19 protein-coding genes and 2 tRNA genes are annotated in these 25,621 nt (G+C 69.5%); 13 read left to right on the forward strand and 8 right to left on the reverse strand.

What is annotated here, in order from left to right:
- The first annotated feature begins 3 nt into the window (after window positions 1–3).
- The 4 genes from BLU77_RS06230 (at window position 4) to BLU77_RS06245 (ending at window position 5,670) form a co-directional block, all read left to right on the forward strand.
- A complete protein-coding gene (locus BLU77_RS06230) occupies window positions 4–1,293 on the forward strand; it encodes a deoxyguanosinetriphosphate triphosphohydrolase (protein WP_089773023.1) in 1,290 nt (429 codons plus the stop codon).
- Window positions 1,294–1,333: 40 nt separating this feature from the next.
- Window positions 1,334–3,331 (forward strand): DNA primase, encoded by a 1,998-nt coding sequence (gene dnaG / locus BLU77_RS06235; RefSeq protein WP_089772160.1) that lies wholly within the window; start codon window positions 1,334–1,336, stop codon window positions 3,329–3,331.
- 100 nt (window positions 3,332–3,431) lie between these two features.
- Window positions 3,432–4,421, forward strand: a complete 990-nt coding sequence (locus tag BLU77_RS22890; RefSeq protein ID WP_089772161.1) for a DUF4352 domain-containing protein — start codon at window positions 3,432–3,434, stop codon at window positions 4,419–4,421.
- 70 nt (window positions 4,422–4,491) lie between these two features.
- Window positions 4,492–5,670, forward strand: a complete 1,179-nt coding sequence (locus BLU77_RS06245) for a glycosyltransferase (protein ID WP_245708694.1) — start codon at window positions 4,492–4,494, stop codon at window positions 5,668–5,670.
- Window positions 5,671–5,792: 122 nt separating this feature from the next.
- On the opposite strand, the gene BLU77_RS06250 is transcribed toward BLU77_RS06245, so the two are convergent.
- Window positions 5,793–5,866, reverse strand: a tRNA-Ile gene (locus BLU77_RS06250).
- A gap of 45 nt (window positions 5,867–5,911) precedes the next feature.
- Between BLU77_RS06250 and BLU77_RS06255 the strand changes: the two genes are divergently transcribed.
- Together BLU77_RS06255 and BLU77_RS06260 are read left to right on the forward strand one after the other, a co-directional pair.
- The gene (locus BLU77_RS06255) at window positions 5,912–6,406 is read left to right on the forward strand and encodes a hypothetical protein (protein WP_139177641.1); all 495 of its coding nucleotides are present in this window, start codon (window positions 5,912–5,914) and stop codon (window positions 6,404–6,406) included.
- A gap of 98 nt (window positions 6,407–6,504) precedes the next feature.
- Window positions 6,505–6,577 (forward strand) — tRNA-Asn (locus BLU77_RS06260).
- 43 nt (window positions 6,578–6,620) lie between these two features.
- On the opposite strand, the gene BLU77_RS06265 is transcribed toward BLU77_RS06260, so the two are convergent.
- Window positions 6,621–7,643, reverse strand: coding sequence for a 6-phosphofructokinase (locus BLU77_RS06265; protein WP_089772163.1), 1,023 nt, complete (start codon window positions 7,641–7,643; stop codon window positions 6,621–6,623).
- 148 nt (window positions 7,644–7,791) lie between these two features.
- Here BLU77_RS06265 and BLU77_RS06270 point away from each other — a divergent pair, with 148 nt between their 5' ends.
- The 6 genes from BLU77_RS06270 (at window position 7,792) to BLU77_RS06300 (ending at window position 16,648) form a co-directional block, all read left to right on the forward strand.
- The gene (locus tag BLU77_RS06270) at window positions 7,792–11,187 is read left to right on the forward strand and encodes a methylmalonyl-CoA mutase family protein (protein ID WP_217632367.1); all 3,396 of its coding nucleotides are present in this window, start codon (window positions 7,792–7,794) and stop codon (window positions 11,185–11,187) included.
- A 70-nt stretch (window positions 11,188–11,257) separates the two neighbouring features.
- Window positions 11,258–12,799 carry an alpha-N-arabinofuranosidase gene (locus tag BLU77_RS06275; protein ID WP_089772164.1) on the forward strand — a complete coding sequence of 514 codons (1,542 nt, stop codon included), beginning with the start codon at window positions 11,258–11,260 and terminating at the stop codon, window positions 12,797–12,799.
- 94 nt (window positions 12,800–12,893) lie between these two features.
- On the forward strand, window positions 12,894–14,366 hold the full coding sequence (locus BLU77_RS22000) for a hypothetical protein (protein ID WP_175476959.1): 1,473 nt from the start codon (window positions 12,894–12,896) through the stop codon (window positions 14,364–14,366).
- A gap of 218 nt (window positions 14,367–14,584) precedes the next feature.
- A complete protein-coding gene (locus BLU77_RS06290; RefSeq protein ID WP_175476960.1) occupies window positions 14,585–15,484 on the forward strand; it encodes a hypothetical protein in 900 nt (299 codons plus the stop codon).
- A gap of 36 nt (window positions 15,485–15,520) precedes the next feature.
- The gene (gene def / locus BLU77_RS06295) at window positions 15,521–16,006 is read left to right on the forward strand and encodes a peptide deformylase (RefSeq protein ID WP_089772167.1); all 486 of its coding nucleotides are present in this window, start codon (window positions 15,521–15,523) and stop codon (window positions 16,004–16,006) included.
- Between the two features lie 141 nt (window positions 16,007–16,147).
- Entirely contained in the window at window positions 16,148–16,648 is a 501-nt protein-coding gene (locus BLU77_RS06300; RefSeq protein WP_089772168.1) for a DUF3145 domain-containing protein, read from the forward strand.
- Between the two features lie 71 nt (window positions 16,649–16,719).
- Here BLU77_RS06300 and BLU77_RS06305 read toward each other — a convergent pair whose 3' ends face one another.
- From BLU77_RS06305 to BLU77_RS06325, 5 genes are all read right to left on the reverse strand, one after another.
- On the reverse strand, window positions 16,720–17,964 hold the full coding sequence (locus BLU77_RS06305) for a beta-ketoacyl-[acyl-carrier-protein] synthase family protein (RefSeq protein ID WP_089772169.1): 1,245 nt from the start codon (window positions 17,962–17,964) through the stop codon (window positions 16,720–16,722).
- A 99-nt stretch (window positions 17,965–18,063) separates the two neighbouring features.
- Complete coding sequence (locus tag BLU77_RS06310; RefSeq protein ID WP_089772170.1) at window positions 18,064–18,312, reverse strand: acyl carrier protein; 249 nt, start codon at window positions 18,310–18,312, stop codon at window positions 18,064–18,066.
- 112 nt (window positions 18,313–18,424) lie between these two features.
- Complete coding sequence (locus BLU77_RS06315) at window positions 18,425–19,483, reverse strand: beta-ketoacyl-ACP synthase III (protein WP_089772171.1); 1,059 nt, start codon at window positions 19,481–19,483, stop codon at window positions 18,425–18,427.
- Entirely contained in the window at window positions 19,483–20,451 is a 969-nt protein-coding gene (locus BLU77_RS06320; RefSeq protein ID WP_089772172.1) for an ACP S-malonyltransferase, read from the reverse strand. Before BLU77_RS06320 ends, BLU77_RS06315 begins: the two co-directional genes overlap by 1 nt.
- 112 nt (window positions 20,452–20,563) lie before the next feature.
- On the reverse strand, window positions 20,564–21,703 hold the full coding sequence (locus tag BLU77_RS06325; protein ID WP_089772173.1) for a PucR family transcriptional regulator: 1,140 nt from the start codon (window positions 21,701–21,703) through the stop codon (window positions 20,564–20,566).
- Window positions 21,704–21,858: 155 nt separating this feature from the next.
- On the opposite strand from BLU77_RS06325, the gene BLU77_RS06330 reads away from it, so the two are divergent.
- Window positions 21,859–22,548, forward strand: a complete 690-nt coding sequence (locus BLU77_RS06330) for a hypothetical protein (protein ID WP_089772174.1) — start codon at window positions 21,859–21,861, stop codon at window positions 22,546–22,548.
- Between the two features lie 73 nt (window positions 22,549–22,621).
- Here BLU77_RS06330 and aceE read toward each other — a convergent pair whose 3' ends face one another.
- Window positions 22,622–25,381: a pyruvate dehydrogenase (acetyl-transferring), homodimeric type gene (gene aceE / locus BLU77_RS06335; RefSeq protein WP_089772175.1), complete on the reverse strand. Its 2,760-nt coding sequence runs from the start codon at window positions 25,379–25,381 to the stop codon at window positions 22,622–22,624.
- Window positions 25,382–25,621: the final 240 nt, after the last annotated feature.

The following is a 25,621-nucleotide window of genomic DNA, read 5'->3' on the forward strand; positions in this document are numbered from 1 at the left end:
CGCGTGCACACGGACAACACTGCGGAGCCTGCGGGCTACGGCGCCGCCGACGTGGAGCGGTGGTACGCCGAGCCTCCCAAGTCCGCGCAGCGCACCCCGTTCGAACGGGACCGGGCCCGGATCGTGCACTCCTCGGCGCTGCGGCGGCTCGGTGCGAAGACGCAGGTGCTCGGCCCGGGTACGGACGATTTCGCCCGTACCCGGCTGACCCACACCCTCGAGGTGGCACAGGTGGGCCGCGAGCTCGGCAAGTCGCTCGGCTGCGACCCGGACGTGGTGGACACGGCGTGTCTCGCCCACGACCTGGGCCACCCCCCGTTCGGTCACAACGGCGAGACCGCGTTGCACCAGGTCTCCTCCGGCATCGGGGGCTTCGAGGGGAACGCCCAGACGCTGCGTCTGCTCACCCGGTTGGAGCCGAAGACGTTCACGCCCGACGGCGTGGGCGTGGGCCTGAACCTCACGCGCGCGAGCCTGGATGCGTCCACGAAGTACCCGTGGCTCGCCGGCCGCGGCCCGATGCGGGCTGATGGGCGCGGCTCGGCCAAGTTCGGGGTATACGACGATGACGCCCCCGTGTTCCGCTGGCTGCGGGAGGGCGCCCCGGCGCTGACCCGGTGTATCGAGGCGCAGGTGATGGACCTCGCTGACGATGTCTCCTATTCGGTGCACGACGTGGAGGACGCGATCTTCTCCGGCCGGGTGGACCTGGAGGAGGTGACCACCGAGCGCGAACGGGACCGGGTGATCACCCAGGTGCGCAGCTGGTACGACCCAGCCGTGAGCGATGCCGCCCTGGACGCCGCGATCGACGACCTGTCCGCGCTGGACTACTGGGTGACCCGCTACGACGGCACCCGGCGTGGGCAGGCGCGGCTGAAGGACATGACCAGCCAGCTGATCGGCCGGTTCTGTGACGGTGCGGCCCGTGCGACCCGGGAGAAGTTCGGCGACGGCCCGTTGGTGCGCTACGACGCGGATGTCGTGATCCCGGACTCGGTGATCGCCGAGATCAGCGTGCTCAAGGGGATCGCTGCGACCTACGTGATGGCCCCGCGCGAGGAGGACGCCCTCTACCGGCGTCAGCGCCTCATCCTCACCGACCTGGTGGCGGTGCTCTACGACCGCGCCGAGATCGCACTTGCGGAGATGTTCGCCGAGGACTTCGGGCATGCCGGCGACGACGACATCCGCCTTCGCGTGGTGGTGGACCAGGTGGCCTCGTTGACCGATCTCTCCGCCCTGGAGTGGCACGCGCGCATGTGCGGGCCGGACGTGGGCACATCCCTGTGATCGGGGCCGCCCACGGCCGGGAACGACTTACACTCGGCTCATGGCTGGTCTGATCCGCCGCGAGGACATCGCGGCCGTGCGTGAGCGCGCGAAGATCGAGGAGATCGTCGGCCAGCACGTCACGTTACGCAGTGCCGGGGTCGGCTCGATGAAAGGGTTGTGCCCGTTCCACGACGAGCGCACTCCGTCCTTCCACGTGCGTCCACAGCTGGGTCTGTGGCACTGCTTCGGTTGTGACGAGGGCGGTGACGTCATCTCATTCATCCAGAGGATCGATCACCTGCCGTTCACCGAAGCCGTGGAGCACCTCGCCGGCCGGGTCGGTGTGCAGCTGCGCTACGAGGACGATGGCGGCCCGCGCCGCCCGCGGGAGGAGCCGGGCCGGCGCCAGCGTCTGATCGAGGCGCACCGGGTGGCCGCGGAGTTCTACTCCGAGCAGCTCACCAGCCCGGGTGCTCGGATCGGGCGAGAGTTCCTTGCCGAACGTGGCTTCGACCGGGCCGCTGCGGAACATTTCGGGGTGGGCTTCGCCCCGCAGGGGTGGGACAACCTGGCCAGGCATCTGCGCGGGAAGGGTTTCACCGAGCCCGAGCTGACGGCGAGCGGGTTGCTCTCGCAGGGCAACCGCGGCTCCTACGACCGGTTCCGCGGACGCCTCGTGTGGCCGATCCGCGACCTCGCGGGGGACGTGGTGGGGTTCGGTGCCCGCAAGCTGTTCGAGGACGATCCGGGTCCGAAGTACCTGAACACCCCCGAGACCACGATCTACAAGAAGTCCCAGGTGCTCTACGGGATCGATCTGGCCAAGCGGGAGATCGCCAAGGGGAAGCGCGTCGTGGTGGTGGAGGGGTACACCGATGTGATGGCGATGCACCTGGCCGGGGTGCCCACCGCCGTCGCGACGTGCGGGACCGCGTTCGGTACCGAGCACATCAAGGTGGTGCGCCGTCTGCTCGGCGACACTGCGGGAGCTACGGCGGGACTGATGCTCTCCTCAGGGGCTGCCCTGGGTGGTGAGGTGATCTTCACCTTCGACGGCGATGCGGCCGGACAGAAGGCAGCGTTGCGGGCCTTCGACCAGGACCAGCAGTTCGCGACGCAGACCTTCGTAGCGGTCGAGCCCAGCGGTGCCGACCCGTGCGAGCTGCGCCAGCAGCGGGGCGACGAGGCCGTGCGGGCCCTGGTGGCCGACCGGGAACCGTTGTTCGAGTTCGCGATCCGTTCAGTGCTCAAGCAGGTGGATTTGGACACGGTGGAGGGACGGACCACCGGCCTGCGCGTCGGTGCACCGGTGGTGGCCCGGATCCGGGACCAGGTGCTGCGAGCCGGGTATACCCGAGAGCTCGCCGGGTGGCTCGGCTTGGACGAGTCCACGGTGCGTCAGGCCGTGGGGCGGGCGCCGAGAACGGCGCCACGCCAGGATGGCCCCGACGGCGGAGGTCACCGGGACCAGTCCGGTTCGCCCCGGGCAGGTGGGCGGCCGGGGCAGGTTCCCGACGGCGGATCTCACCGCGGTGCAGATCCTCGAGATCCGGTGGCACGCCTGGAGCGCCAGGTGCTCGAGGTGGTCGTCCAGCTGCCGCAACACGCCTTGGAAGCGGGTTTTGACGACCTGGGTGCGGATACCTTCGTGGTGCCCGCCCATCGCGCTGTGCACGATGCGATCCGCGCAGCCGGTGGGCTGCGCCGGTTCGGCGAGCTGACGGCCGAGCAGGCTGCTGCCGGGGCCGGTGGGCAGGCGGGTGAGCGCGCGGCTGCCCTGTGGGCGGAGCAGGTGCGGGAAGCCGCCGACGGCCCGGTCGCGGTGCTGGTGACCGAGCTGGCCGTGTCCCCGTTGCCCGAAGACCGTCCGGAGGCGCTCGGCCAGTACGCGCGGGGCGTGCTGGTGGCACTGCTGAAGATGGGGATCACCCGGCAGATCGCGGATGCGAAGGGCCGGCTGCAGCGGATGGACCCGGACGATCCTGCCTATGCCGAGACGTTCAGTGAGCTGTTGACCCTGGAGGACCGGCGTCGCACGCTGCAGGACTTGGCCTGACCGGCGCGCGGGGTCGCTGGGGCGGCGGCCGTGGGTGAGCGGGGAGTTGTACCCAGGGCCCAGGTGTACCGCCGGTACCTGTTCGGTCTAGCCTGGCGGCATGAGTCATCAGAATCCTGACGGGTCGTACGGTCAACCACCGAGCGGGGAGCCGGGGCAGCCCCCGGTTCCGCCACCCCCTGGACCCGGGCAGGGGCAACCCGGGTATGGCCAGCCGGGCCCGCAGCCGGGATACGGGCAGCCGGCCCAACCAGGTTATGGACAGCCGGCCCAGCAGCCGGGCTATGGGCAGCCGGCCCAACCAGGTTATGGACAGCCGGCCCAGCAGCCGGGCTACGGGCAGCCGGCCCAGCAGGCGTACGGGCAGCCGGTCTACGGGCAGCAGGCCGGACAACCCGGCTACGGCGCGCCAGGTGGACCGGGCGGCAGCGGCGGTCAGGGGCCAGGATCGAATCGGACGGCGATTATCGTCGGTGGCGTGATCGTGGGTGTGGTTCTACTCGCGTTGCTGATCTTCGGACTGTCCCGCGCTCTGGGAGGGGACGGGCCGGATCCGACCACGGATCCGACCACCACGCAGCCCACGGAGGACCCGAGCGAGGAGCCCACGGAGGACCCGAGCGAGGAGCCCACGGACGACCCGACCGAAGGCCCCACCGAGGAACCGAGCGGCAACCCGGAGTTCCTTGCGCTGGGAGAGTCGACCACCGTCGGTGACTGGACGGTGTCGGTACACGATCCGGTCCTGGACGCCACCGACGAGGTCGTCGGTGACGGCCAGCCCGAACCGCCGTCCGGCACGAAGTACAGCTACGTCTACGTCACGGTGACCAACGACGGATCAGAAGCACTGGAGGTCTGGGACTCGTTGGCGATGGGGTACTTCGACACCGCCGGTGAGGCCTACACCAGTTCCGAGGCTGTGGCACCGGATGATGTGTTCCTGCTCGACCCGGTGGACCCGGGGCAGGAGGTCTCCGGCACGTACATCTTCGAGATTCCTGCTGAGGACACCGGCGACGGCACCTGGGCGATCGCCGAGCGGGTCGAGGACTCCACCGGCGACATCGCCTACTTCGAGGACCGGTAGGCGCTTCTGCCTCGTGGGCCGCAGGATGGACACACCTGAGACGAGCGGAGGGGCGCCGTAGACTGCCCGGGTGCCTCTCCGCGTCGCCATGGTCAGTCTGCATACCTCGCCGGGCGCCGACCCCGGGGCCGGCGACGTCGGCGGGATGAACGTGGTGATCCGGCACCTGGCCGGCGAGCTGGCGGCACTGGGGTGTGAGATCGACATCCTCACCCGGCGCACCGATCCGGCCGCTCCGACCGTCGTCGAACTCGCCGCGGGTGTGCGCCTGCGTCATCTCGATGCGGGGCCGGCGCAGGTGCGACCCAAGAGCGAGCACGAGGCGTACATCCACGAGTTCGGGGACGCGATGTCCACCTGCGGCGGGTACGACCTCATCCACGCGCACCACTGGTTCTCCGGGCTCGCCGCACTCGACGTGGCACGCGCGTGGGGGACCGGCATGGTGCAGTCGTTCCACAGCATCGCGGCCGCTCCGGAGTCCGCGCTCGCCGAAGGGGAGCGGCCAGAGTCTCCGGGCAGAATGGTGGGGGAGGCGCGGCTGGCACGTGAGGCCAACGCCTTGCTCGCCGTCAGCAGCGCTGAACGCCGGACGATCGTCGACCGGCTCGGCGCCGCACCAGATCGGGTCACGGTGGTGCGACCGGGCGTGGACGTCACGCAGTTCCACCCTGCGGGCGAGCGCGAATCCGGGGCTGGCTACCTGCTCGCGGCCGCACGCTTGGAACCGCTGAAAGGCATCGATCTGGCCATCGAGGCGGTGGCCGGGCTGGATCCGCAGGTCGCGCCGGAGCTGGTGATCTGCGGCGGAGCGACCAGCGGGTTCGAGGACTACCCGGACCAGCTGCACCAGCTGGTCGCTGCCCGGGGACTCTCAGGTCGGGTGCGATTCCTCGGTCCGTGCAGCCGGGATGAGCTGGCTGCTTTGATGCGTGGTGCGCGGATCTTCCTGAACCCCTCGCACTCCGAGACCTACGGACTGACGGCCCTCGAGGCCGCTGCGAGCGGGGTGCCGGTGGTGGCCGCCGAGTCCGGCGGTCTCGTCGAGGCGGTCCGGCACGGCGAGACCGGACTGCTGCTGCACACCCGTGACCCGGATGCGTGGACCGGGGCGTTGCAGGCGCTGCTGACGGATCCGGCCCGGGTCGCGCGCCTGGCCCGCGGGGGACGGGCCCACGCCGAGCAGCACACCTGGGCGCAGATGGCGCAGCGGACACTGGCCGTCTATCAGCAACTGATCGGTGCGTGACAGCGTCCGCACCCACCGCGTCACCATCATCGCGCGCCGGGGTGGGTAAGAAACTCCCACCAAACTCCCACCAGGCGGGTTGGCAGCTGCTGCCGAATCCGGCGTTTCCGCAGGTCAGGGAGTGCCCCAGGTGGGGCTTGAACCCACGACCGACGGATTATGAGTCCGCTGCTCTGACCGGCTGAGCTACTGGGGCGGCTCAGACAGCCTAGTCGCCCGCGGGAGAGGTTACGGTCAAGGTATGCGTCGCCGAGATCTGCCCAGTTCCCTCCACGGCCGAGTTCCGTCCGGAGCGCGGGCGCTGCGAGTCCTGCCCCTGCCCGACGGCGGACATGCGGTGCTCACGTCCGACACGGTGATCGTCGGGTCCGCCGAGACGGTCACGGTCGATCGTCCGTGGTCAGACGTGGATACCGCCGCATGGTCGAGCGAGACCGGTCACGTGACGGTGACCTGGGTGGACGGGTCGGAACCCACCACGCTGTCCGTGGGTGACGACGCCGCGGTGAGCGACTTCGTCTACGCCCTCAAAGAGCGGGTGGACCATTCGCTGGTACTGCTGGAAACCGTGCAGATCACCGGTGGCGGCTATTTGCGCGGAGCCATCCGGCGCAACCCGGACGGATCCCTGTTCTCCCAGGTGACCATTTCCGGAGTGCGTCGGCCGCCGGCTGACGTGGACGCCCGGGCAGCCGCGCTCGAGACACGGATCAGGGCCGCCGTCGGGCTCGACTAACTCTGACCGAGGCCAGGTGTGGGCCCGCGCACACCTGCTCGGGATCCGGCGACGGGGGCCGGAGCACCTCTGGCCCCCTGCTAGTATTTTTCGAGCGATCCCTCATAGCTCAATTGGCAGAGCATCCGACTGTTAATCGGACGGTTGTTGGTTCGAGTCCAACTGAGGGAGCCGAGAAGGGCCCGGAACCACAGCGGTTCCGGGCCTTTGTTCGTCAGCGCCCGAACAGCGCGCGGGCCTCGGCCCAGCGCTCGGCCGGGACCGTCTTCAGCCCGTCCAGCGCGGCGGTCAGGTCCACCCGCACGATCTCGGTGCCCTGGATGGAGACCATGCGTCCCCACTGCCGATCTCGTACCAGGTCGACGGCGGCCATCCCGAACCGGGTGGCGAGCACGCGGTCGAAGCCGGTCGGGTTCCCACCTCGTTGCACGTGACCGAGGCTGGTGTTGCGGGTTTCGATCCCCGTGCGCTCCTCGATCGCGGCGGTGATCACCTCGCCGACCCCGCGGGGCCGTCCATCGGCCGCCGTGGCCAGGGCCGGCGCCGTCTCCGTACCCTCGGGGACGAACCCCTCGGCCACGACCACCAGGGGAGACCGGCCGCGTTCGTGCACCTCGGTGACCCAGGCGCACAGTTGGTCCATCGAGACCGGTTGCTCCGGGATCAGCACCGCGTGCGCACCCGCGGCCAGGCCGGAGTGCAGCGCGATCCAGCCGACGTTGCGTCCCATCACCTCGGCGACCATGCAGCGGCGGTGCGACTCACCGGTGGTGCGCAACCGATCCATGGCGTCGGTAGCAATCGACACAGCCGTGTCGAAACCGAACGTGTAGTCGGTGCCGCGCAGGTCGTTGTCGATCGTCTTCGGAACACCGATCACGGGCAGCCCCGCGTCGGCGAGGCGCTTCGCGCCCGCCAGGGTGCCCTCGCCGCCGATCGCGACGAGGGCGTCGACCTGGCGGCGCTCGAGCACCTCGGCCACGGCGTCCGCGCCACCGTTCGGTCCGTCGAACGGATTCGTCCGAGAGGACCCGAGGATCGTGCCGCCCTCGCGTGCGAGGCCCTTCACGTCAGCACGCACGAGGCTCACCGCGTCATCGGCCAGCACCCCGGCCCACCCGTGCCGGAAGCCGAGGAAAGTGTCGCCGTAGGACTTGATGCCGTGCAGCACAGCGCTGCGGATCACAGCGTTCAGGCCGGGGCAGTCGCCGCCACTGGTCAGGAGTCCGATCTTCACGCGTCGCCTCTCGTCTCGGGTCGCCGCCAGCGTAGTGGCGCTGCATGACGCCGCGGTTTCGAATCGAAGAACGGACAGGCCGCCTCCAGGTCTGAGAGTTACGATCGCGGTGTCCGATGCGATGTCGCACGGACGAAGGAGGGTGTTCGTGCCTGTCCCCGAGACCGACCCAGAGCCGAACGGTGAAGCCACCGTCCCGCTGCGGATGGTGACCGCGGCCAGCCTCTTCGATGGCCACGATGCCGCGATCACCCTGATCCGCCGGCTGCTGCAGGACCGCGGAGCCGAGGTGGTCCACCTCGGGCACAACAGATCCGTGGCCGACGTGGTGCGCGCGGTGCTGCAGGAGGACGCCGACGGCGTGGCGGTCTCCTCCTACCAGGGCGGTCACCTGGAGTACTTCGACTACCTGGTGCGCGAGCTGGCCGAGCACGGCGCCGAGCACGTGCGCGTCTTCGGCGGCGGAGGTGGCACGATCACCCGCGAGGAGATCGCCTCGATGCACGCCACGGGCGTGGAGCAGGTCTACCACCCCGACGACGGACTGCGTCTCGGCCTGGACGGCATGATTTCCGATGTCATCTCCCGTACCGAGTCCCGCCGGCGCGCCAGCGCAGCACCGGCCGGCCTGCTGGACCCGTCCGATGGCCTCGGGGTCGGTGCGCTGCTGAGTGCTATCGAGGACGGCGTGGCGGGCGCGGTCGCCTCGGGCGGTCACGCACCGGTGATCGGGGTGACCGGAACTGGGGGAGCGGGCAAGTCCTCCGTGATCGACGAGCTGTTGTTGCGGTTCCTCACCACCTTCGCGAACGTGCGGATCGCCGTGCTCGCCGTGGATCCGACCCGTCGCCGCAGCGGGGGTGCGCTGCTCGGGGACCGGATCCGGATGAATGCGCTCCGGTCCGGCCGGGTCTTCATGCGATCGTTCGCTACCCGACGGCGGCACGCCTCGCTCAGCGACGTGCTCGCCGAGTGCGTGCAGGCGGTGCGCGCCGTGGGTTTCGATCTTGTCCTGGTCGAGACGGCCGGGATCGGGCAGGCGGACTCGGCCGTGGTGGAGCTCGTGGACGTGCCGGTGTACGTGATGACCAGCGAGTACGGAGCCGCCACCCAGCTCGAGAAGATCGACATGCTGGACCTGGCCGAACTGATCATCCTGAACAAGGCCGACCGCCGCGGCTCGGCCGATGCGCTCCGGGACGTGCGCAAGCAGTGGCGCCGGAACCGGTTGGCCTTCGAGGTGCCGGACGAGGACGTGCCGGTGTATCCCACAGTGGCCAGCCAGTTCCACGATCCCGGGGTCACGGCTGCCTTCCGTGCCTTGTGCGCAGCCCTCCCGGGCGAGTGGGACGCCGGACCATCGGGAGGGGAGCAGGACACCACACCGGTCGCCGTCGTGGCCACGATTCCACCGGAGCGCACGCGGTACCTCGCCGAGATCGCCGCCCAGGGTCGTGAACTCACCGCACGGGTCGAACGCGACGCAGCGACCGCTGACCTCGCCCAGAGCCTCTGGCGCGCGATGCAGACGCTCGACGACTCGGCGCTCCCGCGGGAGTGGCAGCCGATCACTGACGGCGCGGGGGACCCGCCGGATGCCACCGCCGCCGCGCTCCGGGACCGCTACACGGCCGCGCTCGACGACCTCTCGCCTGACTCCCTGGCACTCCTGCGGGAGTGGCCCGACCGAGCGGCCGCCCTGGCGAGTGATACGGCGCGGTACACGGTGCGCGGACGGGAGATCGCCGTCGACAATCGCCGTGCCACGCTGAGCGGCACCCTGGTGCCGCGGGTGGCGGCACCGACCTACCGGAGCGCCGGCGACCTGCTGCGCTACCTGCACGCGGAGAACCTGCCGGGCGGTTTCCCCTACACCGGTGGGGTGTACCCGTACCGGCGCGGCGAGGAGCACCCCACGCGGATGTTTGCCGGCGAGGGGCCGCCGGAGCGAACCAACCGGCGCTTCCACTACCTGCGCCACGGGTCGGTAGCGCGGCTGTCCACCGCGTTCGACTCGGTGACCCTGTACGGCGAGGACCCCGCGACCCGCCCGGACGTGTACGGCAAGGTCGGCAACTCCGGCGTCAGCGTGCCCACCCTGGACGACATGAAACGCCTCTACTCCGGGTTCGACCTGTGCGCGCCGAGCACGTCGGTCTCGATGACGATCAACGGCCCGGCACCGATCATCCTCGCCATGTTCTTCCGCACCGCCATCGACCAGCGGGTGGAGCAGTACCTGCGTGATGACGCCGGCCGATGGGAGGCCGCCCAGGAACGCATCACCGAGCTGCTGGACGGACGCGCTCAGCCCGCCTATCGGGCGGAGCTGCCGGAGGGGCACGACGGGCTCGGTCTCGCGCTCCTGGGCGTCGATGGTGCCGACCTGGTGGACCCCGACACCTACGCGCGGCTCCGGGACGACGCGCTGGCTGCCGTGCGCGGGACGGTGCAGGCGGACATCCTCAAGGAGGACCAGGCACAGAACACCTGCATCTTCGGTATCGATTTCGCGATGCGGATGATGGGTGACGTGCAGCAGTTCGTCACCGACGCCGGGGTGCGCAACTTCTACACCGTGTCCGTCTCTGGCTATCACATCGCCGAGGCCGGGGCGAACCCCATCACCCAGCTCGCCTTCACCCTGGCGAACGGGTTCACGCTCGTGGAGTACTACCTCTCCCGTGGCATGACGATCGACGACGTGGCCCCGCACCTGTCGTTCTTCTTCTCCAACGGGATGGACCCCGAGTACGCGGTGATCGGTCGGGTTGCCCGCCGGATCTGGGCGCGCGCCATGCGGGATTGCTACGGTGCCTCGCCGCGTTCGCAGATGCTCAAGTACCACATCCAGACCTCGGGCAGGTCGTTGCACGCCCAGGAGGTCGAGTTCAACGACATCCGCACCACCCTGCAGGCGCTCTACGCCGTGCTCGACTCCTGCAACAGCCTGCACACGAACGCCTACGACGAGGCCGTCACCACCCCCACGGAGGAGAGCGTGCGCCGGGCGGTGGCGATCCAGCTGATCCTCGAGGCCGAGTTCGGGCTGAACCAGTGCGAGAACTCGTGGCAGGGCAGCTTCGTGATCAGTGAGCTCACCGACCTCGTGGAGGAAGCCGTGTACGCCGAGTTCGATGCGATCAGCGAGCGAGGCGGAGTGCTGGCGGCGATGGAGACCTCCTACCAGCGGGGTCGGATCCAGGACGAGTCGATGCGTTACGAGCACCGCAAGCACGACGGCTCGTTGCCGCTGGTCGGTGTGAACACCTTCCTGCCACCGGAGCAGGATCGAGCGCGGACGGAGTCCGGGGAGCTGGTGCGCTCGACGCCGGCGGAGAAGGACGCGCAGGTAGATTCCGTGGCGCAGTGGCGGCAGGCCAGGAACCGAGCGGACCCGGAGGCGCTCACCCGGTTGCAGCACGTGGCCCACACGGGCGGGAACGTGTTCGCTGAGCTGATGACGACGGTCGGGACGCACAGCCTCGGACAGATCACCCATGCCCTCTACGAGGTCGGCGGGGAGTACCGGCGCGCGATGTGAACCACCCTGTGGTCCTTCTCACGACACCCCGATCCTGTTAACGTTCACAGACAAGTATCTGCCGATCTCCATGGAGTCACCCGTGAGTTCACCGGTCCGCGCCATCATTAACGTCGACGTCGAGGGGCCGGTGATCAACCGCCACGTCTACGGGCACTTCGCCGAGCACCTCGGCCGCTGCATCTACGGCGGTTTCTACGTGGGTCCAGACAGCGACATCCCGAACGAGGGCGGTATCCGGCTGGACGTCGTGGATGCGCTGCGCGCGCTGAAGATCCCGAACCTGCGCTGGCCCGGCGGATGCTTCGCCGACGAGTACCACTGGATGGACGGCATCGGTCCGAAGGAGGACCGCCCGGCCATGGTGAACACCCACTGGGGCAACGTGGAGGAGAACAACCACTTCGGCACCCACGAGTTCATGGCACTGTGCGAGATGCTCGGCGCCGAGGCCTACGTCAACGGCAACGTCGGCTCGGGCACCGTGCGCGAGATGGCGGACTGGGTCGAGTACCTCACCCGGGACGGGGACTCGCCGATGGTACGGCTGCGTAAGCAGAACGGGCGTGACAAGCCCTGGACGGTGAAGTTCTGGGGGATCGGCAATGAGGCCTGGGGGTGCGGCGGCAACATGTCCGCGCAGCACTACGCCGAGGAAGCGCGCCGCTACGCCACGTACTGCCGCGACCACGGGGACAACACGTTGTACCGGATCGCCGCCGGCGCGAACTCCGGCGACTACGTGTGGACCGAGACGCTGATGAAGGCACTGAACGAACTCGGCGGCTGCGGACGAGACCCGCGCGGGATCTACCAGGCCATCTCCGTGCACTACTACACGATCCCCGGCACCTGGGCCGACAAGGGCAACGCCACCGAGTTCGATGAGGACGACTACTACACGACCATGGTGCGGGCCGCGCACACCGACGAATTGCTGCGTCGGCACTCGACAGTGATGGACAACTACGACCCGGGCAAGAAGGTGGGTCTGGTGCTCGACGAGTGGGGCACCTGGTGGAACGTCGAGCCCGGCACCAATCCCGGCTTCCTGTACCAGCAGAACACCATGCGGGACGCGCTGGTCGCGAGCCTGCACTTCGACATCTTCCACCGGCACGCGGACCGGCTGGTGATGGCGAACATCGCGCAGACCGTGAACGTGCTGCAGGCGATGATCCTCACCGACCCGGACACCGGAGCGCTGGTGCTCACCCCCACGTACCACGTGTTCGAGATGAACGCCGGGCACCAGGACGCTGCCTCGCTACGGGTGGACACGCTCGGCGACCTCCCCGCGCGCGAGGTGGGTGGTGACCAGCTCGAGACGGTCTCGGTGTCGGCCAGCAGGAAGGACGGGCAGGTGCTGATCTCCCTGTCCAACCTCGACGCGGCCGACGCCACCGAGGTGGACGTGGACCTGCGCGGCAGTAGCGTTGGTACGGTCCGGGCGCGGATCCTGACGGCGGAGACGTTGGCTGCGCACAACACCTCCGACTCCCCGGAGAACGTCACCCCGTGCGACTACTCCGACGTGCAGGTGACGGAGACCGGCGTGCGGGTTCCGATGCCGGCGCACTCCTTCGTGACAGTGAGCGTGGGGGTGGACTGACCGTCGGGGGAGGCCTCCCCATCGAAGGAGGCAGCGGTGGGCGGTACGTGACTCTACGATGAGGCGAGTATGGGCCACGACCAGGGGAGATGAGATGGGACACCGCTTCAATCCGCCGCCGGGATGGCCGGCGCCGCCCGAGGGGTGGGAACCGCCACAGGGGTGGACTCCCGACCCCTCATGGCCGCCGGCCCCACCGGACTGGCAGTTCTGGGTCCCGGACGGTTCAGCAGCGGGCGCACCCGCTCCGGAGCCTGCGCCGGACACCGCTGAGCCGGAACTCACTGAGCCGGACACTGCGATGCCGGATGACGCGCCCGCGGCGACGCCACCAGGTGTTCCCGGAGAGCCCGCCACGGGGCAGGCCCAGGTGCCGCCGGAGCAGGCACCCGTGCAGCCCGATCAGCCGACCGAACAGTTCAGTGACCCTGGCGTGGCGCCGACGCAGGCGTTCCCGGCCGCCCCTCCCGCCCCGGAAGGCCCGCCACCGGAGGGGCAGGCACCGGCCGAACAGATGCCTCCCCAACAGGGACCTCCCCAGCAGGCGCCGTTCGGTGCCTCCTCTGTGCCGGCAGGCTGGGCTGGGTCGGGTCACCCTCCGGCGCCTGGTAGCCCGTACCAGCCCCAGCCGGGACCGAGCAGCCCGCCGCAGCAGGATGGAGCTGCCGGCCCCGGCGTTCCGCCGGGTCCAGGAACTCCTGGTGGTCCTTTCCAGGGGCCCGGCGCGCCGTCGCAGCCCGGGCCGAGCTACGCTGCCGCCCCGCCACCGGGGAGCAGTGGGCCATGGGGCGCCGCTGCCGCGCCCGGCGCACCGGGCGGCCCCGGGACTCCAGGCGGCCCTGGCGGCCCAGGCGGCCCAGGCGGCGGGAAGCCGAAGCGCACCGGTCTGTACATCGGCCTCGCGATCGGCGTCGTGGCGATCATCCTCCTCATCGTGCTGGCCGTGAAGATGATCACCGGCGGTGGGGACGACGAGGCGGGTCCGGCGGATCCGAGCCCCACCAGCGTTGAGCCCACCGACGAGCCCACCACCGACGAAGCGTCGGAGGAGCCCACCGAGGACGCCACGGAGGAGGCCACCGACGACACCGGTGGTTCGACGACGAGCGGAGACTATGAGTTCCTCGCCGTCGGGGACCCCGCTGTGGTCGCCGACACGGGCGGTGAGCCGATCGTCGAGGTGCGGATGCTCCAGGTCGATCGCAACTGGGAACCGTCCGGCTCCGCGTTGTGCAGTGAGCCCGACGGCGACTATGTGGCGATGGAGTTCGAGTTCACCACGTTGCCTGCGCTGGCCGACTACTCGGAGGGCACGTACTCCTTCGCCGGATTCGAGCTCGGCATGATGGACACGGACGGTAACAAGATCGCCGATGTCTCCGGGATCGCCGGCATCCTCTGTCTCGACTCGGACGAGCGAACCCCGACCGAGATGGTGCCTGGTGAGGTGTACACCGGGTGGGCGCTCGTCGACGTGCCACGGGAGCCGGGCGGTGTGCTGTGGGAGCCGTGGCTCGACTTCAGCGGCACCCAGCCGACCTATGCCTGGGATCTGGCCGACTACTGATCGACACCGCTGACGGCGGCTGCAGGGCCGCCGTCAGCGGTGTGCGCCAGCGGTCCGGCCGCTGAGCACCACCATGGAGCCGAAGGGAACCGAGACTGATGGGATTCCGGTACAACTCGCCGCCGGGATGGCCGGCCCCGCCGGAGGGGTGGGAGCCACCGCAGGGGTGGACTCCCGATCCTTCCTGGCCCCCCGCGCCGCCAGGGTGGCAGTTCTGGGTGCCGGACGAGTCCGGCGCCTCCGGCTCCAGTGGCACCGAAAGCGTGGGCGGCGCGCCCTCCGAATCTGCCAGGAGCAGGCCGCCGTCCCTGTACGAGTACGCTCCGAGCGGCACTCTCGACAGCCCGGCCCAGTCCCCGTACGTCGCAGTCCCTGCCTCGAGTGCCACCGGCGCCGGACCTGCCGAGGCTGCGCCGCCGCCCCAGCCGCCGCGACGCACGGGACTGATCATCGGCGTCGGTGCCGTGTCCCTGGTGGCCGTGGTGCTGGTGGTGCTGCTCGCGGTCAACCTGATCACCGGGGGCGGGGACCCGGGGCCGACGGCGACACCGACGCCCACCACGACCGAGCCGACGGACGACCCGAGCCCCGAGCCGACGGACGACCCGAGCCCGGAGCCCACCGACACCCCTGACCCAGAGCCGACCGACACTCCCGACTCCGACGGCCCGGTGCCAACCGACGGCTACACCGTCCTCACCGGCGACGAACCCGCCATCGTCAACGACTACGACGGCGAACCACAGGTGGAGGTGCGCTTGCTCGCAGTGGAACGACAGTGGGAGTCGGACCGGGACTACGTGTGCCAGGACGCGACCGGGGAGCAGATCGCCGTCCAGCTCGAGTTCACCGTGATCTCGGACGCACGGCCCTACTACACCTTCTACGGTTCCGAGCTCGGGTTGGTGGATACCGCGGGTCACAAGATCGCTGATGTGCGTGGCGACTCCTTCTGTTTCGACGAAGAGGACCGGGCACCTGGCGACCTGCGACCGGACGAGGTCGTGACCGGTTGGGCCGTGCTCGAGGCGCCACGCGAACCGGGCGCGATCCTGTGGGAGGACCGGTACACCTATCCCGAACCGCCGCCGTATGTGTGGCTGCTCGCGGACTACTGACACCGGTCGGGCGTGGCGCCATGAAAGGATCGTGTCATGGCGTTCCGTGACATTCGCGTGGTCGGAGACCCCGTCCTGCGCACTCCGTGCGATGAGATCACCGTGATCGACGATCGGGTCCGTCGCCTGGTGACAGACCTGCTCGAGACCGTTGACCACGACGGCCGAGCCGGCCTGGCAGCGAATCAGATCGGGGTGAGTCTGCGCGCCTTCTCCTGGAACATCGAGGGAGACATCGGCTATGTGCTGAACCCGCGCGTGGTGGCCACCTCGGACGAGATCCAGGAGGGTGACGAGGGGTGCCTGTCGGTTCCTGGCCTCTGGTACCCGACGGCGCGAGCCCAGTACGCGAAGGTGGAAGGGACGGACCTGGACGGCGCCCCGGTCACTGTGGCAGGTGAAGGGCTGATGGCCCGCTGCCTCCAGCACGAGTGCGACCACCTGGACGGCCGGCTGTACATCTCCCGGCTCGCCGGGGACGTCCGCCGTGAGGCGATGAGGGCCGTGCGCGAGCAGTTCTGACGGGTTCGTGGCGCGGAAGGATGCACGAATGCCCTCCGATGAGGCATGATGGTGTCCGGAAGCCGTGAGCTGTTCGGCGACTGTGGATGGACCGAGATCGTTGGGGAAGACGCATCTCGACCAGAAACAGGAGGGAACGGCATGTCAGGTGTGATCACCCGCGGCGTTGTTTTCGTGCACTCTGCGCCCCGTGCGCTCTGCCCGCATGTCGAGTGGGCGGCGGGGTCCGTGCTGGACGCGCGCGCGTCGTTCGACTGGACCGCGCAGCCTGCCGCACCAGGGATGTTCCGGGCGGAACTGTCCTGGACCGGGCCGGCCGGGTCCGGCGCGCGCCTGGCGTCCGCGCTGCGCGGCTGGAACCACTTGCGCTACGAGGTCACCGAGGAGGCCAGTCGCGGCGCCGATGGTGGCCGGTGGAGCCACACCCCGGACCTGGGGATCTTCCATGCCCAGGTCGACGTGCACGGCAACATCGTCGTCCCCGAGGATCGGGTCCGGGCCGCGATGGAACATGCCGGCGAGCCGGCGCGGATGACCCGTGAGCTCGAGCTCGCCCTGGGGCAGGCCTGGGACGACGAACTGGAGCCGTTCCGGTACGCCGGGGCAGGCGTGCCGGTCCGCTGGCTGCACCGGGTGGGCTGAGGCCCCCCTAGCCCACACGACGGCGGCCGGTCACCTGGACAAGGTGACCGGCCGCCGTCGTGCGTGGTTGCTCAGGCGCTGGTGACGACCAGGGCGACGTTGTGCCCACCGAACCCGAACGCGTTGTTCACTGCGGCGATCTGCCCGGACGGGAGATCGCGCGGGGTGTCGCGGACCAGATCGATCGGTAGGCCGGGCTCCGGTTCGCTGACGTTGATCGTGGGCGGGGCCTGGTGGTCCCGCACGGCGAGGATCGTCAGCAGCGACTCCAGGGCGCCGGCGCCACCGAGCAGGTGACCGGTCATGGACTTGGTGGCCGAGACGGCGATGTGGTCGGCATCGTCACCGAGGGTGCTCCGGATTGCAGCGGCCTCGACGCCGTCGCCGGCGGGGGTGGAGGTCGCGTGGGCGTTCACGTGCACCAGATCGGCGGCGTTGATCCCGGCGTTCTCCAGGGCGAGCTGCAGCGCACGGGACTGACCGGCACCGGAGGGGTCGGGAGGAGCGACGTCGTAGGCGTCCGACGTCATCCCGACGCCGGCGATCCGGGCGTAGATGGTGGCGCCGCGGGCGATGGCATGGTCCTCCCGCTCCAGCACCACGACCGCGGCTCCCTCACCGAGCACGAAACCGTCGCGGTTGACGTCGTAGGGCCGGGATGCACCCGCTGGATCGTCGTTGCGGGTGGACAGGGCCTGCATCTTGGCGAACGAGGCGATCGGCAACGGGTGCGTGGCCGCCTCGGTGCCGCCGGCCACCACCATGTCGGCACGTCCGGTGCGGATCATCTCCAGCGCGTAGCCGATCGCCTCGGCACCGGAGGCACAAGCCGATACGGGAGTGTGAGAGCCCGCCTTGGCGCCGACCTCGATCGAGACGTAGGCAGCGGGGGAGTTCGGCATGAGCATCGGGACAGTCAAGGGGAGTACCCGTCGGGCGCCCTTCTCCTTGATGGTGTCCCAGGCGTTCACGAGGGTGGTGACGCCACCGATACCGGAGGCGATCACGGTGCCGAGACGTTCACCGGGCAGGTCGGGGCTGCCGGCGTCGGACCAGGCCTCGCGTGCGGCGATCATCGCGAACTGGGCGCTGGGGTCCATCCGGCGCATCTCGGGCCGGGGCAGGACATCTTCCGGCGGCACCGCGAGCTGGCCCGCGAAGGTCACCGGCAGCTCGTACCTGGCCACCCAGTCCTGCTCGAGGGTGCGTACACCGGACCGGCCCGCGAGGGCGCCGGCCCACGTGCTCTCGACATCGCCACCGAGCGGGTTGGTGGTCCCGAGACCGGTGACGACGACGTTCGGCTGGTCCGTCATGTGAGTTCTCCTGAGGAAGGACGTCGAGTGGAGGGTGACGCCGGGCGCGTCACTCGAAGGGGACGCGCCCGGCTGCGTCGGCGAACCGACGGGGATGTGTCAGGACTGAGCCTGCGCGATGAAGGAGACGGCGTCGCCCACGGTGGCGAGGTTCTTCACCTCGTCGTCGGGGATCCGCACCTCGAACTTCTCCTCGGCGAGGGTGACGATGGTCATCATCGACAGCGAGTCGATGTCGAGATCGTCGGTGAACGACTTGTCCGACTGGACGGCGTCCGTGGCCAGACCGGTCTCTTCGTTCACGATCTCTGCCAGGCCGGCGAGGATCTCCTCGTTGCTGTGCGCCATGCTTGCTCCGTTTCTCGTGGTGTGTCGTGTCGTTGTGGAACGGGTCCAGTGTTCCCGACTGTGGCCGCGGCTCGCTACACGGCGCGCGGGGAAGGGGCGGGTGTCAGGGAGGTCACGGCAGTACCACCACCTGCGAGGCGTACACCAGACCGGCGCCGAATCCGATCTGGAGGGCGATGTCACCGCTGTGCGCCTGCCCCTCACGGAGGAGCCGCTCGGTGGCCAGCGGGATCGAGGCAGCGGAGGTGTTGCCGGTGTCGGCGATGTCCCGCCCCACCACGACGTCGTCGCGGAAGTCGATGAGTTTGAGCAGCTGGTCGGTGATGCGCATGTTCGCCTGGTGCGGGATGAACACATCGATGTCGGACAGCTGCAGACCGGCCGCTTCCACCGCACGCCGGGCGACCCCGGGCATCGTGGAGATGACCCACTTGAACACCGTCGGTCCCTGCTGGCGAAGCGTCGGGGAGGTGATCTGGCTGACCTCCTCGGCCAGCTCGGGCGTATCCGTGGGTACCGGCTCGCCGAGCTCGGCCCGGCGGTAGTCGAGCCAGGAGTGCGTCTGGTAGATCGCGCCGGCCTGGCCGCCGTCACTGCCCCACACCGTGGGGGCGATACCCGGCGTGTCGGACGGGCCGACCACAGCCGCACCGGCCCCGTCGCCGAGCAGGAACGAGATGGACCGGTCGGTGGGATCGATGAAATCACTCATCTTCTCCACCCCGATGACGAGCACATGCTCGGCCGTGCCTGCACGAACCATCGCGTCTGCCTGAGCGATGCCGTAGCAGTACCCGGCGCAGGCAGCGGAGATGTCGTACGCGGCAGCCGGAGTTGCTCCGACGGCGTCTGCGACGAGGGCGGCCAACGAGGGAGTCTGCTCGAAGTGCGTGACCGTGGAGACGATCACCGCGCCGATGTCCGCGCCGGTGAGCCCGGACTTGCCGAGGGCATCGGTCGCCGCGGCCACGGCGAGCTCCTTGACGGAGGTCTCCCGGTTCGCGCGTGCCCGGGTCTTGATCCCGGTGCGCTGGCGGATCCACTCGTCCGAGGAGTTGATCGGACCGACGATGTCGTCGTTCGGCACCAGGTTCTCACCGCGGGCACCGCCGACGGAGAGGAGCCTGCTGCCGGCCACCGTGGGTCGGACGGAGAGCGTGGGCGTGGGCATCAGGACTCCTCGGGTGCACTGCGGCGGTTGCGGGTGATCAGGTCGACGGCTGCGTCGAGGTCGTCGGGAGACTTCAGTGCCACGGTCTCGACACCGCGCATGCTGCGGCGGGCGAGCCCGGCCAGCACACCTCCGGGGGCGAGTTCGATGGCTGCCTGCACGCCGGCCTCGAGCATGGCGTCCTGGCACTTGTCCCAGCGCACGGGGGAGGAGATCTGTGCCACGAGCCCGTCCAGGGCTTCCGCGCCCGAGGTGACCGTGTTGCCGGCGGCGTTGCTGAGCAGGCGGACGCGAGGGTCGGTGGGGACGAGCGCGTCGGCGGCGGCCCGGACCTGATCGACCGCCGGAGCCATGTGCTCGGTGTGGAACGCCCCGGCGACTGCCAGCGGAATCACGCGTGCTCGAGCCGGCGGCTCCGCCTCGAGTGCCTGGAGGTCCTCGAGGCGTCCAGCGGCAACCACCTGACCACCGCCATTGACGTTCGCGCCCACGAGGTGGTGCGCGGTCAGTGCGGCCTCGACCTCGTCCGGGACACCGCCGACGACGGCGCTCATCCCGGTCGGCGCGTGTGCCGCGGCCTCGGCCATCGCCGACCCGCGCACGCCCACCAGCCGTAGCGCGTCGGCGGGAGAGAGAACGCCGGCCACGGCCGCTGCAGCGAACTCACCGACGGAGTGACCCGCGGTCACGTCCACCCAGTCGGTGCGATCGGCGGGAGCGTGGTCGCGGTCGCTCAGGCGTGTCTCCAGGGCGTGCAGACTGACCAACGAGGTGGCCACGATCAGCGGCTGGGCTACCGCAGTGTCCTTGATGGTGTCCGCGTCGGCCGTGGTGCCCAGGGCGTGCAGGTCCACGCCGGCAGCCTCGGAGAGCTGTTCGAGGAATGCGGCAGCGCCATCGAGCTCGAGCCACGGCGCGAGCATGCCGGGAGACTGGGCGCCCTGACCAGGGCTGAGGAGTGCGATCACCGTACTCACCTTTCCGGTGTGGTCGGGGTTCTGGGCACGACGGATCGCACCAGGTTCATGAAGGGCGTTTGTGCGCATCCTACAAAAGCGCGGGAGCCGGTGACGACCCCGATCAGAGGGCGACCCCGTCCGCAAGCTGACCGACAGCGATCGCGATCTGCAGGACGAAGCCCTCGCGGGGGTCCACCGGGTCCCATCCGGTCACGCTGGCGATCCGGCGGAGACGGTAGCGCACCGTGTTGGGGTGCACATAGAGCTGGCGCGCGGTCGCCTCCAGCGAACGGCCTTCGTTGAGGTACACACTGAGCGTCTGCAGCAGTGGGCCGCCCACCTGTTGCAGCGGCCCGTAGACATCGGTGAGCAACGTGCGCCGGGCGTCGGAGTCGCCGATGAGGACGCGCTCGGGAAGGATCTCGTCGGCGTGGACAGGGCGGGGTGCGGACGGCCACGCCCGGACCGCGTCGAGGGCAGACAGTGCCGCACGGGCAGATCGGCCGGCGTCGGCGAGCTCGGGCACCTCGGGACCGATGACCACCGGGCCCGGCCCGAACCTGTCGAGCAGGTCGCGTGCCTTGTCCCGCAGATTCCCTTCGCCGCCGAGCACCACGATCAGGCGACTGCCCTGGATGCCCACCAGAGCATCCTGGGCGGCGCGCCTGGCCGCTCGTCGCAGATCGGCGGCGCCCACCTCATCCATCGGTCCGTCGGCTGTCCCCACCAGCACCAGCGTGCTTCCCCGCCCTGCCCAGCCCAGAGCAGCGACCCGCGAGTGCAGGGAGTCGTCCGGGTCGCCGCGCAGCAGTGAGTCGACCACCAGGGCCTCCAGGCGCGCGTCCCACGCACCGCGACTCTCGGCTGCCCGTGCGTAGACCTCTGCCGCCGAGAACGCCACTTCGCGGGAGTACAGCAGCACCGCCTCGCGCAGGGTGGAGTGCTGCCCGGGCGCAGCGAGCTCTTCGGTGTGCTCCTCGACGATCTCCACCACGATCCGGACCAGTTGCAGGGTGTGCTGCAGGGAGATCGAGCGGGTCAGCTCCGGGGGTGCAGCGCGGAAGATCTCGGCGGCGTTGTAGGAACCACGGCCCGGGTTCTCGTACCAGGCGATGAAGCTGGCGATACCCGATTGAGCGACCAACCCGATCCAGGAACGATCCTCGGCAGGCAGTGCTCGGTACCACGCCAGATCGGCGTCCAGCCGGCGCAGAGCGGCCGCGGTGAGCAGGTCGGTGCCACCGCGGAGGCGCCGGATCATCTCTCCGGTGCTCTCCGGGTCTTTCGCAGCGCGGGTCACACCCCGAGCCTACCGGCGAGATTGTGGGATTCCCACAAATGCCTTGCGAGACAGGTCAGCAGCGTGATCTGTCCTTCCTCAGGCTGGGGAGGGGTGCCTGGCGATACTCTGGGGCCATGTCCATCTTCAACCGGCTTCGACACGCTCTGCGTTCCACACCGAGCACGCCTGCCGTGACGGAACGCCCGACGAGCGCTCCGCCGCCCCCGGATGCGGCCACTGAGGCCGAGTTGCGTGCACGCCTCGACGACGATCCCAACGATGTGCAGGCGTTCACCCGCCTGGCGGAGATCGTGCGTCGGCGCGCCGCAGAGGTGGCACACCCCGACCCGCTGAGCGCGGAGGCGGAACCGGTCCCGACGACGCGCGCGGAGGACACCGCACACTGGGCGCTGGCCGAAGAGCTCGCCGGCCGCCCGCACGGATGGTACCCGTTGATCGAACTGGCGCGGCTCTCCCTCGACGACGACAAGGAAGGGGCCATGCGTCGCCTCGGCGCCGCCTGCGAGCGTGAGACGGACGGCAAGGCACTGATCGAGGGGATCAGAATGCTCCGCGCCGCGCACCTGCCGGCCGACGCACTGGGTCTTGGCGTGGGTCACTGGTCTCCGGCCGAACAAGATCCCGAAGCAGGTCGGCAGATCGTCGAGGCGGCACTCGACGCCGGCCGGTCCGGCGAGGCGCGCCGACACCTGACCGATCTCGCCGAGCTCGGTGGGAGGTCGTCGGCGACCGCGCGCATCGTGGCCGAGCTGGAGCCGTTCGTCGCGGCGGCCGAGGCCGATGTCGACTCGACCGCCCACTAACACGCGGCAAAGATCACCACGACGGCGGGGCGCCCACCCGAAGGTGAGCGCCCCGCCGTCCTGCTGAGGTGCCTCAGGCGTCCCCGCCCGCGGTGCCGGTGGTGCCGGCGTTGACGTCGAGCAGTTGGTACTTCTCGACCGCCTGCGCGGGTGCGGAGGCGTCCACCTCGCCGCGCGCAGCGAGGGCCTGCAGGGCACGGGTGACGATCGACTGGGTGTCGATCAGGAAGTGCCGCCGCACCGCCGGACGGGTGTCGGAGAAGCCGAACCCGTCGGCCCCGAGGGTCCAGTAGTCGCCCGGGACCCAGGCCCGGATCAGGTCCGGCACCTGGAAGTCATAGTCCGAGGTCCCGACGAAGGGGCCGCCGGCGTCGCGCAGCTTGGCGCTCACGTACGCCTCGCGCTGCTCACCGTTCGGGTCGACGAACGCCTGCCGGTCGGCTTCCAGGCCGTCCTTGCGCAACTCGCCCCAGCTGGTGACCGACCACACGGCGGCACGCACGCCCCAGTCCTCGGCGAGGATCTGGCGAGCCTCCAACGCCCACGGCACGGCCACACCCGAGGCGAGCAACTGGACGACCGGACCTTCGCCGTCGGACGGGGCCTCCAGGCGGTGGATGCCCTTCAGGATCCCATCGACGTCCACGTCCTCCGGCTCGGCCGGCTGGATCATCGGCTCGTTGTACACCGTGAGGTAGTACATGACGTTCGGGTCGCGGCCAGAATCAGACGTGGCATCGGTTCCATACATCCTTTCCAGACCGTCCTTGACGATGTGGCGGATCTCGTACCCGTACGCCGGGTCGTACTGCACCACGGCCGTGTTCGTGGCGGCCAGGACGGGGGAGTGCCCGTCGGCGTGCTGCAGGCCCTCACCGGTCAGGGTGGTCCGGCCGGCGGTGGCACCGATCAGGAACCCACGGGTGAGTTGATCGCCAGCGGCCCAGAACTGATCACCGGTGCGCTGGAAACCGAACATGGAGTAGTAGAAGTAGAACGGCACCATCGGCTCGCCGTGCGTGGCGTAGGAGGTACCCACGGCCTGGAACGCGGCCGCGGACCCTGCCTCGTTGATCCCGGTGTGCAGCAGACCACCGGACTCGTCCTCCTTGTAACTGAGCAGCAGCTCGCGGTCGACCGAGAGGTAGTTCTGGCCGTTGGTGTTGAAGATCTTCAGGCTCGGGAAGATCGCGTCCAGACCGAAGGTGCGGGCCTCGTCCGGGATGATCGGCACGATGCGGTGACCGAACTCCTTGTCACGAAGCAGCTCCTTGAACAGCTGGACCAGAGCCATCGTGGTGGCGGCCTCCTGCTGCCCCGAGCCCTTGGCGAGGCGCTCGTAGGCCTTGTCCGCGGGGAGGGTCACCTGCGTGTACTTGGAGCGGCGCTCGGGCAGGAACCCGCCGAGCTTGGAGCGCCGGTCCATCATGTACTCGATCTCCGGGGCGTCCATGCCGGGGTGGAAGTACGGCGGCAGGTACGGGTCCGCCTCGATCGCCTCGTCCGTGATGGGCAGGCGCAAGGAGTCGCGCAGGCCCTTGAGGTCGTTCTCCTTGAGCTTCTTCATCTGGTGCGTGGCGTTGCGACCCGCGAACGAGGAGCCGAGACCGTAGCCCTTCACGGTGTGCGCGAGGATCACCGTGGGCGCTCCCGTGTGGTTCACCGCGGCGTTGTAGGCGGCGAAGAGCTTGCGATAATCGTGGCCGCCACGCTTCATCGCCCAGATGTCGTCGTCGCTCATGTTCGACACGAGCGACTTCGTGCGCGGATCGCGCCCGAAGAAGTGCTCGCGGATGAAGGCGCCGTCCTCGGCCCGGTAGGTCTGGAAATCACCGTCCGGGGTGTTGTTCATCAAGTTCACGAGAGCGCGATCCTTATCGGCCTCGAGCAGGGCGTCCCATTCGCGGCCCCAGACGACCTTGATGACGTTCCAGCCGGCACCGCGGAAGAAGCCCTCGAGCTCCTGGATGATCTTGCCGTTGCCGCGCACCGGCCCGTCGAGGCGCTGCAGGTTGCAGTTCACCACGAAGGTCAGATTGTCCAGGTTCTGCTGGGCAGCGAGCTGCAGCATGCCGCGGGACTCGGGCTCGTCCATCTCGCCGTCGCCGAGGAAGGCCCACACGCGCTGCTGCGAGGTGTCCTTGATGCCACGGAACTGCATGTACCGGTTGACCCACGCCTGGTAGATCGCGCTGGCCGGCCCCAGTCCCATCGAGACTGTCGGGAACTCCCAGAAGTCGGGCATGTTGCGGGGGTGCGGGTAGGAGGGGAGGCCACCGCCGGGGCGGGAGAGCTCCTGGCGGAACGCGTCCAGCTGGTCCTCGGTGAGGCGGCCCTCGAGGTAGGCGCGGGCGTACATTCCGGGGGCCGCGTGGCCCTGGAAGTAGATCTGGTCGCCGCCGCCCGGGTGGTCCTTGCCGCGGAAGAAGTGGTTCAGGCCCACCTCGTACAGCGTGGCCACGGAGGCGTAGGAGGAGATATGGCCGCCGACGGCGATCCCCGGCCGCTGCGCACGCGTCACCATGACGGCGGAGTTCCACCGCAGGTAGGAGCGGTAACGGCGCTCGACCGCCTCATCGCCGGGGAAGTACGGCTCGTCGTGCACACCGATGGTGTTCACGTACGGCGTGGTCATGGCGGAGGGAACGGCCACGTCTCGTTCGCGTGCCCGCTTCAGCATGTTCAGCAGGATGTAGCGAGCGCGGGGTCCACCTCGGGCCTCGATCAGGCCGTCGAGGGACTCGAGCCATTCACCGGTCTCGTCCGGGTCGATGTCCGGTACCTGGCTGAGCAGGCCATTGATCAGAGGTCCGGCTTCGTTGCGTGAGGTCACGACTCTTCTCTTCTCTCCGCACCGGGTTACGGCGCTCGGCGATCCATCCTGGCCGGTGTGTGGACACCGCAAGGGACTGCGCTGACGATCCTATTGTCCCGCCTTGGTGTGGTCTCAACATTGTGGGGCAGATGTGACATCCCCGACACCGGGTCCGTCGACTGGACCGGAGCGACTCACAGACGGTTGCGGTTGCGCTCAGGCGTGCAAGTGCGGTTCGGTTGTGCCACACCTCCGCCA

The sequence above is a fragment of the Ruania alba genome (assembly GCF_900105765.1).
Lineage (GTDB): Bacteria > Actinomycetota > Actinomycetes > Actinomycetales > Beutenbergiaceae > Ruania > Ruania alba.

Coding starts and splice junctions, on each gene's coding strand:
- BLU77_RS06305 (WP_089772169.1), bottom strand. CDS start 17,964: ATGACGGACCAGCCGAACGTCGTCGTCACCGGTCTCGGGACCACCAAC.
- BLU77_RS22890 (WP_089772161.1), top strand. CDS start 3,432: ATGAGTCATCAGAATCCTGACGGGTCGTACGGTCAACCACCGAGCGGG.
- BLU77_RS06330 (WP_089772174.1), top strand. CDS start 21,859: ATGTCCATCTTCAACCGGCTTCGACACGCTCTGCGTTCCACACCGAGC.
- BLU77_RS06310 (WP_089772170.1), bottom strand. CDS start 18,312: ATGGCGCACAGCAACGAGGAGATCCTCGCCGGCCTGGCAGAGATCGTG.
- BLU77_RS22000 (WP_175476959.1), top strand. CDS start 12,894: ATGGGACACCGCTTCAATCCGCCGCCGGGATGGCCGGCGCCGCCCGAG.
- BLU77_RS06325 (WP_089772173.1), bottom strand. CDS start 21,703: ATGATCCGGCGCCTCCGCGGTGGCACCGACCTGCTCACCGCGGCCGCT.
- dnaG (WP_089772160.1), top strand. CDS start 1,334: ATGGCTGGTCTGATCCGCCGCGAGGACATCGCGGCCGTGCGTGAGCGC.
- def (WP_089772167.1), top strand. CDS start 15,521: ATGGCGTTCCGTGACATTCGCGTGGTCGGAGACCCCGTCCTGCGCACT.
- BLU77_RS06300 (WP_089772168.1), top strand. CDS start 16,148: ATGTCAGGTGTGATCACCCGCGGCGTTGTTTTCGTGCACTCTGCGCCC.
- BLU77_RS06315 (WP_089772171.1), bottom strand. CDS start 19,483: ATGCCCACGCCCACGCTCTCCGTCCGACCCACGGTGGCCGGCAGCAGG.
- BLU77_RS06255 (WP_139177641.1), top strand. CDS start 5,912: ATGCGTCGCCGAGATCTGCCCAGTTCCCTCCACGGCCGAGTTCCGTCC.
- BLU77_RS06275 (WP_089772164.1), top strand. CDS start 11,258: ATGGAGTCACCCGTGAGTTCACCGGTCCGCGCCATCATTAACGTCGAC.